This window comes from Paenibacillus sp. MMO-58 (assembly GCF_037146255.1).
Lineage (GTDB): Bacteria > Bacillota > Bacilli > Paenibacillales > Paenibacillaceae > Pristimantibacillus.
In genome coordinates this window covers 335,120-350,853 of sequence record NZ_JBBCVY010000002.1, presented here as the reverse complement: position 1 = coordinate 350,853, position 15,734 = coordinate 335,120, and the positions used below count along the sequence as shown (strand labels likewise).

The 15,734-nt window shown below is 52.2% G+C and carries 10 protein-coding genes; 7 read left to right on the top strand and 3 right to left on the bottom strand.

What is annotated here, in order from left to right; all coding sequences use genetic code 11:
* Positions 1-95 precede the first annotated feature (95 nt).
* On the bottom strand, positions 96-959 hold the full coding sequence (locus WFJ73_RS07485) for a helix-turn-helix domain-containing protein (protein WP_336772446.1): 864 nt from the start codon (positions 957-959) through the stop codon (positions 96-98).
* A 139-nt stretch (positions 960-1,098) separates the two neighbouring features.
* Here WFJ73_RS07485 and WFJ73_RS07480 point away from each other — a divergent pair, with 139 nt between their 5' ends.
* The 5 genes from WFJ73_RS07480 to WFJ73_RS07460 all read left to right on the top strand — a co-directional run bounded on the left by WFJ73_RS07480 (position 1,099) and on the right by WFJ73_RS07460 (position 7,591).
* Complete coding sequence (locus tag WFJ73_RS07480; RefSeq protein WP_336772445.1) at positions 1,099-2,034, top strand: aldo/keto reductase; 936 nt, start codon at positions 1,099-1,101, stop codon at positions 2,032-2,034.
* Positions 2,035-2,050: 16 nt separating this feature from the next.
* Positions 2,051-3,067 carry a zinc-binding alcohol dehydrogenase family protein gene (locus WFJ73_RS07475; protein WP_336772444.1) on the top strand — a complete coding sequence of 339 codons (1,017 nt, stop codon included), beginning with the start codon at positions 2,051-2,053 and terminating at the stop codon, positions 3,065-3,067.
* A 17-nt stretch (positions 3,068-3,084) separates the two neighbouring features.
* Positions 3,085-3,918, top strand: coding sequence for an amidohydrolase family protein (locus tag WFJ73_RS07470; protein ID WP_336772443.1), 834 nt, complete (start codon positions 3,085-3,087; stop codon positions 3,916-3,918).
* A gap of 38 nt (positions 3,919-3,956) precedes the next feature.
* Positions 3,957-6,335 carry a glycoside hydrolase family 95 protein gene (locus WFJ73_RS07465; protein WP_336772442.1) on the top strand — a complete coding sequence of 793 codons (2,379 nt, stop codon included), beginning with the start codon at positions 3,957-3,959 and terminating at the stop codon, positions 6,333-6,335.
* Positions 6,336-6,418: 83 nt separating this feature from the next.
* Entirely contained in the window at positions 6,419-7,591 is a 1,173-nt protein-coding gene (locus WFJ73_RS07460; RefSeq protein ID WP_336772441.1) for a serine hydrolase domain-containing protein, read from the top strand.
* A 41-nt stretch (positions 7,592-7,632) separates the two neighbouring features.
* Here WFJ73_RS07460 and WFJ73_RS07455 read toward each other — a convergent pair whose 3' ends face one another.
* Both WFJ73_RS07455 and WFJ73_RS07450 read right to left on the bottom strand, forming a co-directional pair.
* Complete coding sequence (locus WFJ73_RS07455) at positions 7,633-8,130, bottom strand: hypothetical protein (RefSeq protein ID WP_336772440.1); 498 nt, start codon at positions 8,128-8,130, stop codon at positions 7,633-7,635.
* Positions 8,131-8,199: 69 nt separating this feature from the next.
* Positions 8,200-8,625 carry a Gfo/Idh/MocA family protein gene (locus tag WFJ73_RS07450; protein WP_336772439.1) on the bottom strand — a complete coding sequence of 142 codons (426 nt, stop codon included), beginning with the start codon at positions 8,623-8,625 and terminating at the stop codon, positions 8,200-8,202.
* Between WFJ73_RS07450 and WFJ73_RS07445 the strand changes: the two genes are divergently transcribed.
* Both WFJ73_RS07445 and WFJ73_RS07440 read left to right on the top strand, forming a co-directional pair.
* Positions 8,624-8,968 (top strand): helix-turn-helix transcriptional regulator, encoded by a 345-nt coding sequence (locus tag WFJ73_RS07445; protein ID WP_336772438.1) that lies wholly within the window; start codon positions 8,624-8,626, stop codon positions 8,966-8,968. The two genes, WFJ73_RS07450 and WFJ73_RS07445, sit on opposite strands and share 2 nt — an antisense overlap.
* A 94-nt stretch (positions 8,969-9,062) precedes the next feature.
* The gene (locus WFJ73_RS07440; RefSeq protein ID WP_336772437.1) at positions 9,063-15,620 is read left to right on the top strand and encodes an OmpL47-type beta-barrel domain-containing protein; all 6,558 of its coding nucleotides are present in this window, start codon (positions 9,063-9,065) and stop codon (positions 15,618-15,620) included.
* Positions 15,621-15,734: the final 114 nt, after the last annotated feature.

Below are 15,734 nucleotides of genomic sequence, written 5' to 3'. Positions count from 1 at the left end.
TATGATTTCAATCCTTAGCATATAGGCTAGGCGCCTTCTATTCTTGGTGAATCAACCGAAAAACAAGGGGAAATCGCCAAAAGCGAAAATCGACGTTACCGGCAGCTGCGCCTGTACTCCACGGGGGTCATCCCGGTAATCAGCTTAAACTTTTTATAAAAATAGGATTCGCTTTCAAAACCGCATGCCAGGCACACGGAGGCGATGGTATCGCCCGTGAGCATCAGCTTCTCTTTGGCTAACATAATTTTTTTGAGCAGCATATATTCGCTTACGTTCATGCCGGTATGCTGTTTGAACACTCTAGAGAAATGGGCATACGTTACGGATGCTTTGGAGGATAAGTCGGCAAGGCTCATCTCTTGCGATCCGATATGAGCATCAATATAATCCAGGATTGTTCTGATCCAGGACGGCTCGGCGCTGGAGCTTCGCGTATGCTCGGTCTCCGTCAAGGCCATCCGGTTCAAGGCAATTAGAAAATCATAAAGCCTGACGGCAATAGCCGCCCGATAGCTCGGAAGCCGGTTAAGCCATTCGTCATTCATCGCGTCAATCAGGCTAGAGAAAGCCAGGCGTACGTCAAGGGAATTCTCCAGCCTATAGCTTTTGCTTTTCCGGGCTTGCTCGAAGCAGCGCAGCAGCGAATGGGACTCACCGAATTCCATTGGCTGTATTAGCCGCGGCCCAAAGAAGATCGCACTGGAGGTCACGGGCGAATCTTCATCCGGGAACGCCCGGTGAACCGTATTGCCGGGTATTAGAAACACGTCGCCGGGGTTCATTTCATAGAAGCTGTGATTAATGAAGAAGGTCCCTTTGCCGGCGTACACAAAAACAATCTCATACCAGTCATGCAGATGGTCGGGCAGCTCCCGCTGCGGGGATTTCGTATCCCGATAGACAAAACTGAAAGGGAATTGGTCCGATTCCTCGAAGCGTTTATGTATGGTTTGCATCGCTTCTTCTTCCTTTCTCCTGATAGTTACTTTGATGATAGCAAATTAGAACATAAAATAACAGGAGTAGAGCGTTTTCATGTCTTATTATGCTGATGTAAAATGTGATTATATTCTTTTTATACGGGAGTGAGACACTTTGAAATACAGAAAGCTTGGCAAGACCGGCCTCGAAGTATCGGTACTTAGCTTTGGCGCTTCTTCCCTTGGCTCCGTGTTCCGCGAAACAGATGACAACGAAAGCATCCGCACGGTTCATGCGGCATTGGATGCCGGCATTAACCTAATCGACGTGTCGCCTTATTACGGGTTGAAAAAAGCGGAAACGGTGCTCGGGCAAGCATTAAAGAGCATTCCGCGCGACCGTTACTACCTGTCTACGAAAGCAGGCAGATACGGGGCGGATCTATTTGATTTCAAAAGAGAGACCATTATCGCGAGCGTGGAAGAGAGCCTGCAGCGCCTGCATACCGATTATCTGGACATTTTGTTCCTTCACGATATTGAGTTTGTGGAGCCGGCTCTTATTTACGAAGAGGCGATTCCCGCCATTCTGCAGTTGAAAGCCGATGGGAAAATCCGAAATACCGGGATTTGCGGACTCCCGCTAAGCTTGTTTGAAGAGTTCCTGCCTAACGCCGACATCGATGCTATCATCTCGTATTGCCATTACTCCTTGAATGATACAACGTTGGAAACGCTTCTCCCTTTAATAGAAGAAAAGAGAATCGGACTCGTAAACGCATCACCTTTATCGATGGGCTTGCTGGGTACACGCGGTACGCCGGACTGGCATCCCGCCAGCCGGGAGGTAAAAGAGATTTGCAAGCGGGCAGCGGAACATTGCGCCGCGGAAGGCGAGGATATTGCCAAGCTTGCGGTTCAATTCTCTACCATGAACGAGCGGATTCCAACAACGCTTGTCAGCACGGCGAATCCTTCGAACATTGCAAAAAACGCTATGTGGGTCGATGAGCCGATAAACCTTGGGCTGCTTGAGGAAGTACGGCAAATCCTAAAGCCGATAATGAACGAGACATGGGCGAGCGGTATAACGTTTTACAATAAGCGATAAAGGAGCGGCTACACAAATGAAGGGGATTGTATGCGAGCAGGTTGAGCAATTCAGATATATGGATCTCGAGGAGCCGGTGTTTAAGCCAGGAGAGGCGATCGTATCGGTGAAACGGGTCGGCATCTGCGGAACGGATCTACATGCCTATAAAGGAAATCAGCCGTTTTTCGTTTATCCGCGTATTCTAGGCCACGAGCTGTCGGGTATTATCGAACAAATCGCGGATAACGAGGAAGGCTTCGAAGCCGGCGATCAGGTCAGTATTATCCCGTATTTACACTGCGGGAAATGCGTGGCCTGCCGGCAAGGGAAGACAAATTGCTGTACTTCCATACAAGTACTTGGCGTCCATGCGGATGGAGGAATGCGTGAGAGAATTTCCGTTCCGGTTACGCATCTGCTCAAAGCGGAAGGCTTGAGCCTGGAGCAAGCGGCCGTTGTGGAACCGTTCAGCATCGGAGCGCATGCCGTCCGGAGGTCGGGTCTTGCGGCCGGCGATACGGTGCTGGTGATCGGAGCTGGCCCCATCGGCCTTGGCATCATGGCTCTCGCCAAGCATGCAGGCGCGAATGTCATCGCAATGGATGTGAATAACGAGCGGTTGGACTTTTGCCAACAGTGGGCCAAGGTTGATCATGCCGTTAACGCGCTGGATGATCCGTTCGGTCGCTTGGAAGCTTTGACGGATGGCGATTATCCGACCATCGTATTTGATGCCACGGGAAATACCCATTCCATGTCGGCAGCGGTTCGTTACGCGGCGCATGGCGGAACGCTTGTGTATGTGGGATTAGTAAAAGGCCATATTTCTTTCGACGATTCCGAATTTCACAAACGGGAACTGACGATTATGGGAAGCCGGAACGCAACGAAGGAAGATTGCCGGCATGTACTGGAGGTTATCCGTGCCGGAGGGATTGATATTGACAGCTACGTGACTCATGTTGTGCCGTTTGACGAAATGGCAGAACATTTCGAATCCTGGCTGGATCCTGCTAACAAAGTGATCAAAGCGATGATAGAATGGCCTTAAGGAAAAGGAGGAAGCGTATGAGAATAGATTCCCACCAGCATTTCTGGATGTACAACGAGCGGGATTACGGCTGGATGTCCGGGCAGCACAAGGCGATTCAGGCAGACTTTCTGCCGGAGCAGTTGAAGCCCTTGCTTTTGCAAAACGGCTTTGACGGATCCATTGCCGTTCAAGCCAGGCAGTCTCTTCAGGAAACGGAATGGCTCTTAGACTTAGCGGATCGTTATTCCGAGATAAAAGGCGTTGTAGGCTGGGTAGATTTGTGTTCGCCGGAAATTGATCGGCAGCTTGAGCAATATGGCCATCACCCTTTGCTAAAGGGGGTCCGTCATGTGGTGCATGATGAGCCGGATGACCGCTTTCTCTTGAGGGAGGATTTCAGGAATGGCATTGCCGCCCTCGAAAAGTACGGTTTAACCTACGATTTGCTGTTGTTTCCAAAACATCTTCCTTACGCTGCCGAGCTTGTCGAAATGTTTCCTAATCAGCCTTTTGTGCTTGATCATATCGCGAAGCCGGATATTGCCAATAAAGGATTTGAGCCGTGGGCTCAGGATCTGGCAAGACTCGCGTCTAATCCGAATGTCTTCTGTAAGCTGTCCGGCATGGTAACGGAGGCGGAGTGGGGCAATTGGAAGGAAGAAGATTTCGCGATTTATATGGATACCGTGTTTCAATGCTTTGGAGCCGAAAGGCTGATGATTGGCTCGGACTGGCCGGTTTGCACGTTAAGCGGTACGTATGAGCAGACGATAAATATCGTAAGGCATTACCTGGAAGCTTTTACGGAAGAGGAACGGTCGCTTGTATTAGGAGAGAACTGCGCAAGATTCTATGGTATTAAAGCGTAAATGCCAACTTATGAACCTGTAAAAGGAGCATGTTTATTATGAAGCTGCAATACAATCGTGCATCAGTCAGGTGGACCGACGCTCTGCCAACAGGCAACGGACGCCTTGGCGCGATGATGTTTGGCGGATCGGAAATGGAACGCATCCAGTTAAACGAAGATACCCTCTGGTCCGGCGGTCCCCGCTACGGAGATAATGACAACGCTGTCAAAGTGCTTCCCGAAGTCAGAAAGCTGATCGAAGAGGGACAATATGCGGCAGCCGACCGATTATGCAAACAGATGATGGGGACTTATACGCAATCCTACTTGCCGATGGCAGATCTCTATATAAAGTTCCTGCACGGGAACACGATGAAAAATTACCGGAGAGCGCTCCATCTTGATGATGCGACCTCAACGGTTGAGTATCAAATTGGCAACGTGACTTATACTAGACGTTTGTTTGTATCTTATCCGGATCAGGTCGTTGTGCTTCGTCTTGAAGCGAGTCAGCCGAGGAAGCTGAATTTCCTTGCCCGGCTTGAGAGCCCGCTGCGGTACGAGACGGCTTTTGACGAGGATAGCCTGATATTGCGCGGAGACGCGCCGGAGCATGTGGACCCGAGTTACTACGACACGGACATGCCTGTTAGGTATGGCGAGCCGGGCAGCGCCAACGCGATGCGATTTGAAGGCCGATTGGCAGCCCGGCTGGAAGAAGGACAAGCATCATACAGCCATGACGGACTACGAGTTGCTGGCGCGACGGCCGTCACTCTTATTTTCAGCGCGGCAACCAGCTTTAACGGCTATGACCGTTCACCGGGAAGCGAAGGCAAGGACGAGTCGGCGGCAGCTTCCGCTTATTTGGAGCAAGCAATGAAGCATTCCTATGAATCGCTGCTGCAAAGACATATTGAGGATCATCGGAAGCTGTTTAATCGCGTGCAGCTTAGTCTTGGCGAATCGGCTGCCCCGCCCGATTATCCAACAGACGCGCGCATCCGGGATTACGGGGCAAGCGACCCGGGACTTGTCGAGCTGCTCTATCATTACGGCCGTTATCTGATGATCGGAAGCTCACGCAAAGGAACCCAGCCTGCGAATTTGCAAGGAATTTGGAATGAAGAGACAAGAGCGCCCTGGAGCGGCAACTATACGCTTAACATTAATGCGGAGATGAACTACTGGCCCGCGGAAACCTGTAATTTGGCCGATTGCCATACGCCGCTGCTGGATTTCATCGAGAATCTGTCCAAGAACGGCCGGAAGACCGCTTCAACGAACTATGGCGCTGCGGGCTGGACCGCCCATCATAACAGCGACATCTGGTGCCAGTCTTCGCCTGCTGGCGATTACGGTCACGGAGATCCGAGCTGGGCGTTCTGGCCGATGGGCGGCGTATGGCTTTGCCAGCATTTATGGGAGCATTACGCATTTGGATTAGACAGGACGTTCCTGAGGGATAAGGCTTACCAGGTCATGAAAGAGGCGGCATTATTCTGCCTCGATTGGCTGCATGAAGAAAAGGATGGACGATTGATTACGTCGCCTTCCACCTCCCCGGAGCATAAGTTCCGTACGGCGGAAGGGCTGGCTGCGGTCAGCGCTGCATCTACCATGGACCTGTCGCTCGTCTGGGATCTGTTCACGAATCTGATCGAGGCATCAACGATTCTTGGCGTTGATGAATCATTCAGAGAGCGGCTCGTGGACACGCGCAGCCGGCTTCATCCGCTGCAAATCGGCGAGAATGGAAGACTTCAGGAATGGTCGAAGGATTTCGAAGACGAGGATCAATTCCACCGTCATGTCTCTCATTTGTTCGGGGTCTATCCCGGTCGCCAACTGACATGGGGGGAGACTCCGGAGCTTATGGGAGCAGCCCAGCGTTCTCTCGAAATCCGCGGAGACGGCGGCACGGGCTGGAGTCTAGGCTGGAAGGTTGGATTATGGGCGCGCTTTGGCAACGGCAACCGGGCATTAGGGCTGCTCTCGAATCTATTGACTCTAGTAGAGGAAGGCAACACGAATTATCATCATGGCGGCGTATACGGCAATCTGTTTGATGCCCATCCGCCATTCCAGATTGACGGCAACTTCGCTGCGACTTCCGGAATCGCCGAGCTGCTTGTGCAATCCCATCAAGGCTACCTGGAGCTGCTGCCATCCTTACCGGATGCCTGGCCGCAAGGGTATGTGAGGGGATTGCGGGCGAGAGGCCATTTCGACGTCTCGCTCCAATGGGAGCAAGGGGCTGTTACAACCGCGGAGATCGTTTCCAACTCTGGCGGAGTGTGCCGGATTCGGTCGGCTGCAGCGCTTCGCGTGGAATCGGACGGTATTGCGATTACAGCAACATTGGATGAGCAAGGCTTATTGTCATTCGAGACGGTTGCAGGCGGAAGATACCAGCTGATTAAGGCAGCAAAGTAAGGTGTTGTAAAGGAGTTTCCTGCTCTAATAACGAATATACTGTTGGTCATAGAAAGTATGGGGAAAGAAGGAGATTATCGATCATGTTGGATCAGACAGCAGTCAGCCAGATTAGAGCAACGCTTAGAAAAAGCATCGATAACAACGAGGTAGCCGGCGCCAGCTTTATGGTGATCAAAGACGGCGAAGAAATTTTTTATCACGAAGACGGTTTAGCCGACCGCGAAGCGGGACGCCCGGTAGAACGGAATACGATTTTCCGCTTGTACTCGATGACAAAACCGGTTACGGCAACAGCCGTCATGATTCTGGTAGAGCGCGGAGAAATTGATTTGTTCGATCCGGTCAGCCAATACCTGCCGGGCTTCAAAAATCAGCAGGCCGAGGTTGACGGCCAGCTTGTGCCCGTGGAGCGGGAAATGAATATTCATGATTTGCTCGATATGACTTGCGGCCTGGTATACGGCGGAACTAATGCGGCAGGACAAGCAACGGAGGCTTTGTTCAGAGAAATTGACGAGCGTCTGCTCGGAGAATCTCCGATGGGCACCGTGGAAGCGATGAACAAGCTTGGCGCAGGCCCGCTTGCTTTCCAGCCGGGAACCTCCTGGACTTACGGCACATCGGCCGATGTGCTGGGCGCCGTCGTCGAAGTGGTAAGCGGCATGCGCTTTGGCGAGTTTTTGCAGAGGGAGATTTTTGGCCCGCTTGGCATGAAGGATACGGGCTTCTGGCTACCGGAAGAGAAGAGAGGACGCCTCGTCAAAACGTACGCCAGCGAGCAAGACGGCATGAGCCTATTTACGGGCAATCATCTGGGTATTATTCATCAAATGGACCGTGAACCGGCTTTCGAATCCGGAGGCGCGGGACTTGTCTCAACGATTGATGACGCCGCGAAATTTACGACCATGCTACTGAACCAAGGAAGCCTGGACGGCGTACAGATTTTGCGTCCAAGAACGGTTCAATATTTAACGTCGGGAACGTTAAATGCCCGCCAGCAGCCAGCCTTTGACTCCTGGCATACGTTGACCGGTCACAGCTACGGGAACTTGATGCGCGTTGTGACGGACACGAAAACTGCGGGGATACTGGCAAGTCCGGGAGAGTACGGCTGGGATGGTTGGTTAGGCGCATACTTCGGCAACTTCCCTCAAGAGGGGTTGACGATTCTGCTTATGATCCAGAAGAAGGATGCGGGCACAACGCCGCTGACACGGAAGCTCCGCAATATTGTGATGAGCACCTTATAAATAGGAACGCAGCTGCGCAATTGGCGCAGCTGCGTTTTTTTTTAGGTTCCAGGCAGAGCTTCCGGATATGTCCGATTCATGTACTCCACATACGATTGGGCAAATATCAAATCCTGCAGCGCTTCCTTTGCCGTGCAAGGCGCTGGTCGATCGCCGCGGACGGCGGCTAGGAAATAACGTGCCTGATTGCGCATCGCGGAGACGTTCGGCAGAATGGGCTCGTAAGTAAGAGCTTCGCCGGCGGAGGCGTTGTCTTTCTTGATCGTTACTCTTCCCGCGCGTTGGCGTGCCAGCGAGGCAGGCAGATCAATGCGGACATAGCCTTGTCGGAAACCTACCAGAATCTGTTCTTCCCACTCGTGGGAGGTGTGGTAAGGGGCCATCTCCAAAGTAATCGTAACGCCGCTGTCGCTCTCGCCGCTTAGCACAGTACCGCGGCGGTCGCCGAAGGTAAGCTTGTAATTCTCGCCAAGCAGATGGCGAAACATATTCACCTGATGGATGTAATAATTGACGAAGCTGTCCAGCATTTGCGTCATTTTGTCCGTATATCCCTCGGGACCTTGTTCCAGCAGAAACGTGGGATAAGGCTCATCGCTGCCAATCGGCTAGTCTGCTCCGGAAACCCAATCTCCCGGCGGCATCGTAATCCGGATATATTGCATTTCGCCAAAGCTGCCGGATGCTTTCCATTCTTCAATAACAAGCTTGGCGTATTCTACCGCCGGATCCGAACGTTTGTGGTAACCAATCATATGAAGCGTGCCGCTTTTTTCGCCTATCCGTACCATCTTGCCGCCTTCCCGCACCGTAAGAGACAGAGGCTTTTCCGTCAAAACCGGAATGCCAGCCCGCAAAATATCCGGAATAACATTCGCATGGTTCCGGAAGGGCTGCGGCGCTACGATCGCGTCCACCGATGCATGTTCCAACAGCTCAAGGTGGCTGCCGTAAACGTCCGCTACGCCATAACGGCCGGCTACGTGACCGGCAAACGTTACCGTGCCCATAACGACGGCGATCCGGGAGCGCATGATCCCATTCAAGCCTGCGGAAGCGGCTGTCATAAAGGCTAGAAGCTACATCGAAGAAAACTATCAGCAGCCGATCACGCTGGAACAGCTTGCTAAAGTCACCTTCGTCAGCAAGTACTATTTGTCTCATTTGTTTCACCGGGAAGTGGGGATGTCCATCATCCAATTCCTGATCCGGTGTCGGATGGAAGCGGCAAAGCGCTACTTGATCATGACTGAACGGCCGGTGAAGGAAATAGGAGAATTGGTAGGTTATCAGAGCGGGCCGACGTTCCATAACCTTTTCAAGAAGGTAACCGGGCTTACGCCATGGCAATTCCGAGAGTCAGCTGGAGATAAGTAAAAATTATTTGATGCAGTTAACTAAAGTTAATTGGCTCTGAAAATGATATTTGCTAAGCTTGTCCTGCTCATTCAGTTAGAGGAGGACGAAGGTTGTGTTTCGTAAATTAAGCTGCATGCTGTTGCTTATCGCAATTGCTTTCGTATTTTTGCCGACGGGGGGTGAAAAAACGGCATTTGCCGCTGTGTCGGTGGAGGAGCTGCCATCGTCTTTTAACCCGCCGGAGCTGCTTCCCGGAGCTATGGCCAGTGCGCTTGGAGGGAACAAAATTCTTTTAACCGGGGGACAAAACGGAAGAAACAATTCTTTTCCGAAGAACTCGTACGTCTTCGATACGGTTACTCAAACCTGGACTTCCAATGCGCCTGCTTTGCCGGTGGCTTATCACGCGCAATCCATGCTGCCAAACGGCAGCGTGCTTGCCATTGGAGGGAATGCGTTCATGAATAATGTGGGCTACGTCTACAACGACGCTGTCCGCATTTATAATCCTTCCGCAAACGCTTGGACCAATGCGGCGAATTTCCCTCATACGGTGCTGGGACATTCCCAGAGCACGCTGCTTGACGGCCGCGTGTTGGCCGTAGGCGGAGCAAACGAAATTTATTCCCCAAACTCGGGATCCATCCTGTACAACAACGCATACATCTATAATCCCGCAGCCGACCGTTGGGATGAGGCTGCTCCTCTCCCAAGAGGCATATATGGCGCGGCTCAAAGTACGCTGAAGGACGGACGAGTACTGCTGACGGGCGGTCTTAGCGGATATGTATATTCCTTTGACTCCTATATTTACGATCCGGCAGCCAATACATGGGCAAAGGTCGCTAGTCTGCCATATGTCGGAATGGACATCTTTTCCAGGCATTCCCAAGTGACGCTTGCGAACGGAAAAGTATTGGTTATGGGCAATTATAATTTCTACCTGTATGATCCGGCGACGAATACTTGGACAATCGATGTTGAAAATCCGAATCATTTAACGAATGCCAGCCTTATCCCTATAGGGTCTGACGTTTATATCTTAGGCGGTTACAATGATAGGGATTATACGGACAATACCAAGATGTATAAATTGACCTTCGACTTTAATCCGCCAACAGCCCCTACGATTACAGGTGCGGGCAGCGGGTGGAGCGCATCGGATGTCGACTTAACCATTCAGCCAGGCATGGATGCGGAAACGGGAGTTAACCGGACGGAGTACAGCCTGACAGGCGCTACGTCCGTAAGCTGGACCCCGTATAACGGTTCCGATCCGGTAAGAATTTCAAATTCGGGACAAACAACGATATCCGCGCGAACGGTAGATAATGCCGGGAATATAAGCGCTATAGCAACCGCGGTTGTCAAGATTGACCGGACGCCGCCGACAACGCCAGCAATCAGCCTGTCGAAAGCAGGCTGGAGTTCAACTTCGGTATCGGCCTGGTTCTCGTCATCGTCGGATCCGGGCGGTTCGGGGGTAGATCGGATAGAATACAGCCTCTCCGGAGCCGTTACTCAAGCTTGGAAAACCTATACCGCCGGGTTCTCGATTCTTGCGCAAGGGCAAACGACCGTCCATGTGAGGGCCATTGATCAGGTAGGCAATGTAAGCGGCGAAGGGACAGCCGTTATTATGATCGATAAAGCGCCGCCAGCAGCCCCCATTATTACCCCGGCATCGGGAGCTTGGAGCAGTACGGATGTTACGGTAGCCGTCCTGGACGGAACGGATACGGGAGGTTCCGGCGTTGATCGGACCGAATACAGACTGACAGGCGCTTCTAACGTGAATTGGACGACTTATAATAGTCCGATCTTAATCGGGGCGAGCGGACAGACCACCGTTGAAGCAAGAACCATTGATCAGGCGGGCAATATCGGAACGAGCAAAACGGTAACCGTAAAGGTGGATAAAACCCAGCCAACGGCACCTGTCGTAACGCCGGATACGGCGAGCTGGACAAACGCTGCTTCCGTGCAGGTTGCGGTCGCCGGGGGAACGGATGCAGGCTCCGGGGTCAACAGGACCGAGTATAGTCTAAGCGGTGCTTCAACGCTCGGATGGACTACCTATACAGGGCAAGTGACGATCAGCGCGGAAGGACAAACGACGCTAAGCGCTAGAACGGTCGATAATGCCAATAACATCAGTTCGATCTCGACAACGGTTGTAAAAATTGACCGAACCAAGCCCGCTTCTCCGATTATAACTCCTTCTAACGGCACATGGTCCGCTTTGAGCGTAACGTTTACGGTTACAGCCGGAACGGATAACGGCGGTTCGGGAGCTGCACGAACGGAATTCAGCCTTAGCGGAGCAACAATTGTGGATTGGGCTACCTACCCGGGTACCGTGTTAATCAGCGCGGAAGGCCAGACAACCATTCACGCCAGAACCGTTGATCAGGCGGGCAATATAAGCACCGAACGAACGACGGTCGTATCCATAGACAAGACAAAACCAACCGCGCCGGTTGTTGCGGCATCGGCAACGGATTGGAGTTCGTCCGATGTGGCGGTAACGGTTGCTGCCGGAACCGATGCGGGCGGATCAGGCGTGAACAAAACGGAATACAAGCTGTCCGGAGCAACAACCAAAGACTGGACAACGTATACCGGAGCCCTATCGATAAGCGCCGAAGGCCAGACAACGGTTGAAGCAAGAACAACCGATAATGCTGGCAATACGAGTATGGCGGCTCCGTTTACGGTTAAGGTGGACAAAACAAAACCATCGGCGCCGATCGTTGCGCCGGATGTAACGGGCTGGACAAATGCAGCTTCGGTTAAGGTTACCGTTACGGCGGGAACGGATAGCGGTTCAGGAATCGGCCGCACGGAGTATAGCTTAAACGGTGCCGCTACACTTGCATGGACAACGTATACGGGCCAGCTATCCGTAACGGCCGAAGGCCAGACAACGATAAGCGCAAGAACGATCGACTTAGCGGGCAATATAGGTCCCGTAACGACGGGAACGGTGAACCTGGATCGGACATCGCCAGCAGCTCCGTCTATAAGCCCTGCAGGCGGAATCTGGTCAGGAGCTAATGTAACCGTAACGTTAACGGCCGGCGCGGACAACGCCTCTTCGGTCGACCGCGTTGAATATAAGCTGTCCGGTGCAACGACGCTGGGCTGGACTTCTTATTCGGCACCGATTCCGCTCACGGCGGAAGGAAAAACGACGGTTACGGCAAGGACGGTTGACAAGGCAGGAAACATAAGCGATGAGTCCGAGGAAATGCAATGGATTGATTTTACGCCGCCTGGAGAAACGCTGCTGTCTCCCGACATATCCGGTTGGAATGCCGGAGATCGTGTAACGGTAACCGCAACAGCGGGAACCGATAAGGGAGGATCCGGTGTGAAAGAAGTGGAGTATAGCCTGTCCGGTGCTGCCAATTCGGATTGGAAGCCTTACACGGGCCCCATTATCGTAACCGAGGAAGGTCAAACCGAGGTGTTTGCAAGAACGATAGACAAAGCAAGCAACAAGGGGACGGCCTCTAAAGTGACCGTTCAGATTGACCGAACCGCTCCGGAGCATCCTGAAATAGAGATCTCTACTGACAAGTGGACGAATTCGAGCGTTGACGTTACGATCACGCCGGGGACAGATCCTTTATCCGGTACAAGCCTTACCGAGTATAGCATGACCGGAGCAGTTGATACGGATTGGGCGACCTATACCGGAAAATTTACAGTATCGGCCGAAGGGAAGACTACGATCCACGCGAGAACGTTGGATCAGGCAGGAAATATAAGCGACATCTCGGACATAAGCGTATACGTGGATAAAACAGCACCAACCGCTCCGGAAATAGTCATTAATAAAACCGGCTGGGTTTCGGCGGATAAGGTGAATGTCTCGATAGAGCCCGGCGAAGATCAAGGGGGATCGGGAGTAAGCCGAACGGAGTACCGATTATCCGGAGCAACAACAACAGATTGGACGGTCTATTCCGTAACGGTTGGCGTTGAGGCTGAAGGCATTACGACGATCAGCGCAAGGACCATTGACAAGGCAGGGAATGTTGGAGAGGTGCGGGAAGCAAAGGTGCAAATCGATCGGTCATTACCCGAGGCTCCAGCGGTTGTACCCGATACGGAGGAATGGACATCGGCAAATGGCGTGAAGGTAAATATAACGGCTGGCTCTGATCGCGGTGAATCCGGCCTTGACCGTACCGAATACCGAATTTCGGGAGCCGGAGCGAAGGATTGGACGAGCTATGAAGGAGAGCTGTCGGTTACGGCGGAAGGAGAGAGTACGGTCAGCGCGAGGTCGATCGACAAAGCGGGTAATAGTAGCCCTATCGCGGAAGCGACCGTTCGCATTGACCGGACTCCGCCGTTATTGCCGGTCGTATTAACGCCGGAGAACAATGAGGTTACAAGCGATAACACACCGGAAATTTCAGGTACTGCCGAAGCAAATGCCGAAATTACGATTAAAATCGATGATCAAACGCTGCCAGCCGTCATTACCGACGGTGCAGGGAAATGGAAGGTTCAGCCGGTGTCCCCGTTAGCAGACGGCATTCATCATGTGTTGGTTACGATCCGGGATTCCGTGGGCAATACCTCCGCAGATTCCGCTCAGCTTGTATTTACTATTGATTCTACAGCACCTGCAGCTCCGATTATTGAAGCCCCGGCAAACGGTGCTATTACGGGCAGCAGCAAGCCGTTGCTTCAAGGACAAGCAGAGGCGGGCTCGAAGGTTACGATTTATATAGACGATTCGGCCGTAACAACGATTAATACTAGGGAAAACGGCATTTGGAGTTACCCGTTAACCGAAGCGCTCAAGGATGGGGTTCATATGGCGAAAGCCGTTGCCGAGGATTCCGTCGGCAATGTCAGCGGCGACTCAAATTCCGTCTCGTGGACGATAGACACCAAGGCGCCGGAAGCGCCGGTTATTCTTCAGCCCACAGAAGGAGCCGTTACGAAGGTGAACAAAGCCACCATTTCCGGAACGACGGAAGCGGACGCAGCTATTACTATTTTTATAGATAGCCATAAAGCTGCACAAGGACTAGCCAACAAATCCGGTCTCTGGTCGTTTACTCTTGCCGAAGAATTGCCCGATGGCAAGCATTCGATTTATGCCGTGGCTGCGGATGAAGCAGGGAATAAGGGACCTCAATCGGAAGAAGTAACATTTACGATAGATACAATCGCTCCCGAATGGGCTGACATATCGGCACCAATCGAAGGGGCACTGTTAAATACGGACAAACCTCTTATTCGCGGATATGCGGAGGCAAGAGCTTGGATTCGCTTAACGCTGGACGGATCAGCAATGGAGCCTTTTCAGGTTAATGAAGAAGGGGAATGGTCCTTTGTTCCTGCGGTTGGTCTAAGCGACGGCAGCCATCGGGTCAAGATCAAAGTCGCCGACGCCGCAGGCAATGCGAAAGAAGATGGCGTACAGCTGAATTTTGTCATTGATACGACTGCCCCATCGGCGCCGCTAGTCAATAAGCCGGATGAAGGTTCGAAGACGAACCGGACAAAACCCGAAATTGCCGGAACAGCGGAAAAGCACGCTGAGATTATTATTCAACTGGATGGCGAGCCTATTGGTAAAGTGTTAACCGGCGATGACGGCAAATGGAGCTTTGTACCGAGCCGGGATCTCGCAATAGGAGCACATATCGTTCAAGCAAAAGCAAAGGATGCTGCCGGCAACGAAAGCGACTTAACTTCCGAACATCGCTTTGAAATCGTGTCCAGCAATGCGAATTTAAGCACGCTTAGGCTCAGCGATATCCAAATGAATGAGCCGTTCGAGGAAGCAACGTTGAACTATACGGCGGGAGTTACGTATTCGGTATCAAAAACGAAAGTGATGGCTGTCCCAAGCGATGCGAATGCCAAAGTCGATATTTTGAATGAAAAAGGAGAGCCGCTGGGCGAAATCATTGATTTGGCAGTTGGCACTCAGACCATTACGGTTCGCGTTACGGCCCAGGATGGGACAACGGTACAGGAGTACACCGTGAAAATCACCCGATACAACCCGGTCAATCCGCCTCAGGTGGAGCCGGAAGAGCCCGGCAAGCTTGAGCTTGTCGCATGTAAGCCGGCAGCTGACGGCACATCCCAATTCGGCGATATGTCCGGACATTGGGCGGAAAAAACGGTGAAGGATGCATACGGCTGCGGAATCGTTCATGGCTTTAACGACGGCACGTTCCGGCCTGAGGGACAGGTAACGAGGGCGGAATTCGTCACGATGCTTATGAATGCGGTGATTGATAAATCTTCGTCTGCAGCACCGGAATCGGAGTTTTCGGATAAAGACGGCATTCCGGCTTGGGCAGCGGAAGCTATAGCCAGAGCAAAAGAGTTCGGAATTGTGAATGGTTATGCGGATGGCTCGTTCCGGCCGAACGATCAGGTTACCCGCGCGGAGCTTGTGACCATGCTGTCCAAAGCGGCGGGGATGAAGCCGCTGGCACCGGAGAAGGTGAAGGATTTGTTCTCCGACGCCTCGGATATTCCAGCTTGGTCTGCCGGCTATGTAGCCGCATTGCAGCAAGCAGGTATTTTGCAGGGAAGAGGAGACGGCAAGTTCGTGCCGTCAGGTCAGGCTACTCGAGCGGAGGCTGCAGTGCTGCTGCTGCGGCTCATCGAATTCTATCAAAATTAATAGAGAAGCGAAGAAACCATTGCCAGCCAAGGCAATGGTTTTTTTCTGTTTAATCAGCCTAGCCTCTCAAACTATTTTTGAGCAAAAAATGTCGAAATTTCAGTATAATAAAGA

What these genes read in the sequence shown, in the direction of transcription:
- WFJ73_RS07485 (WP_336772446.1), bottom strand. Translation starts at nt 959, where the DNA reads ATGCAAACCATACATAAACGCTTCGAGGAATCGGACCAATTCCCTTTC.
- WFJ73_RS07475 (WP_336772444.1), top strand. Translation starts at nt 2,051, where the DNA reads ATGAAGGGGATTGTATGCGAGCAGGTTGAGCAATTCAGATATATGGAT.
- WFJ73_RS07470 (WP_336772443.1), top strand. Translation starts at nt 3,085, where the DNA reads ATGAGAATAGATTCCCACCAGCATTTCTGGATGTACAACGAGCGGGAT.
- WFJ73_RS07465 (WP_336772442.1), top strand. Translation starts at nt 3,957, where the DNA reads ATGAAGCTGCAATACAATCGTGCATCAGTCAGGTGGACCGACGCTCTG.
- WFJ73_RS07460 (WP_336772441.1), top strand. Translation starts at nt 6,419, where the DNA reads ATGTTGGATCAGACAGCAGTCAGCCAGATTAGAGCAACGCTTAGAAAA.
- WFJ73_RS07455 (WP_336772440.1), bottom strand. Translation starts at nt 8,130, where the DNA reads ATGACGCAAATGCTGGACAGCTTCGTCAATTATTACATCCATCAGGTG.
- WFJ73_RS07445 (WP_336772438.1), top strand. Translation starts at nt 8,624, where the DNA reads ATGATCCCATTCAAGCCTGCGGAAGCGGCTGTCATAAAGGCTAGAAGC.
- WFJ73_RS07450 (WP_336772439.1), bottom strand. Translation starts at nt 8,625, where the DNA reads ATGCGCTCCCGGATCGCCGTCGTTATGGGCACGGTAACGTTTGCCGGT.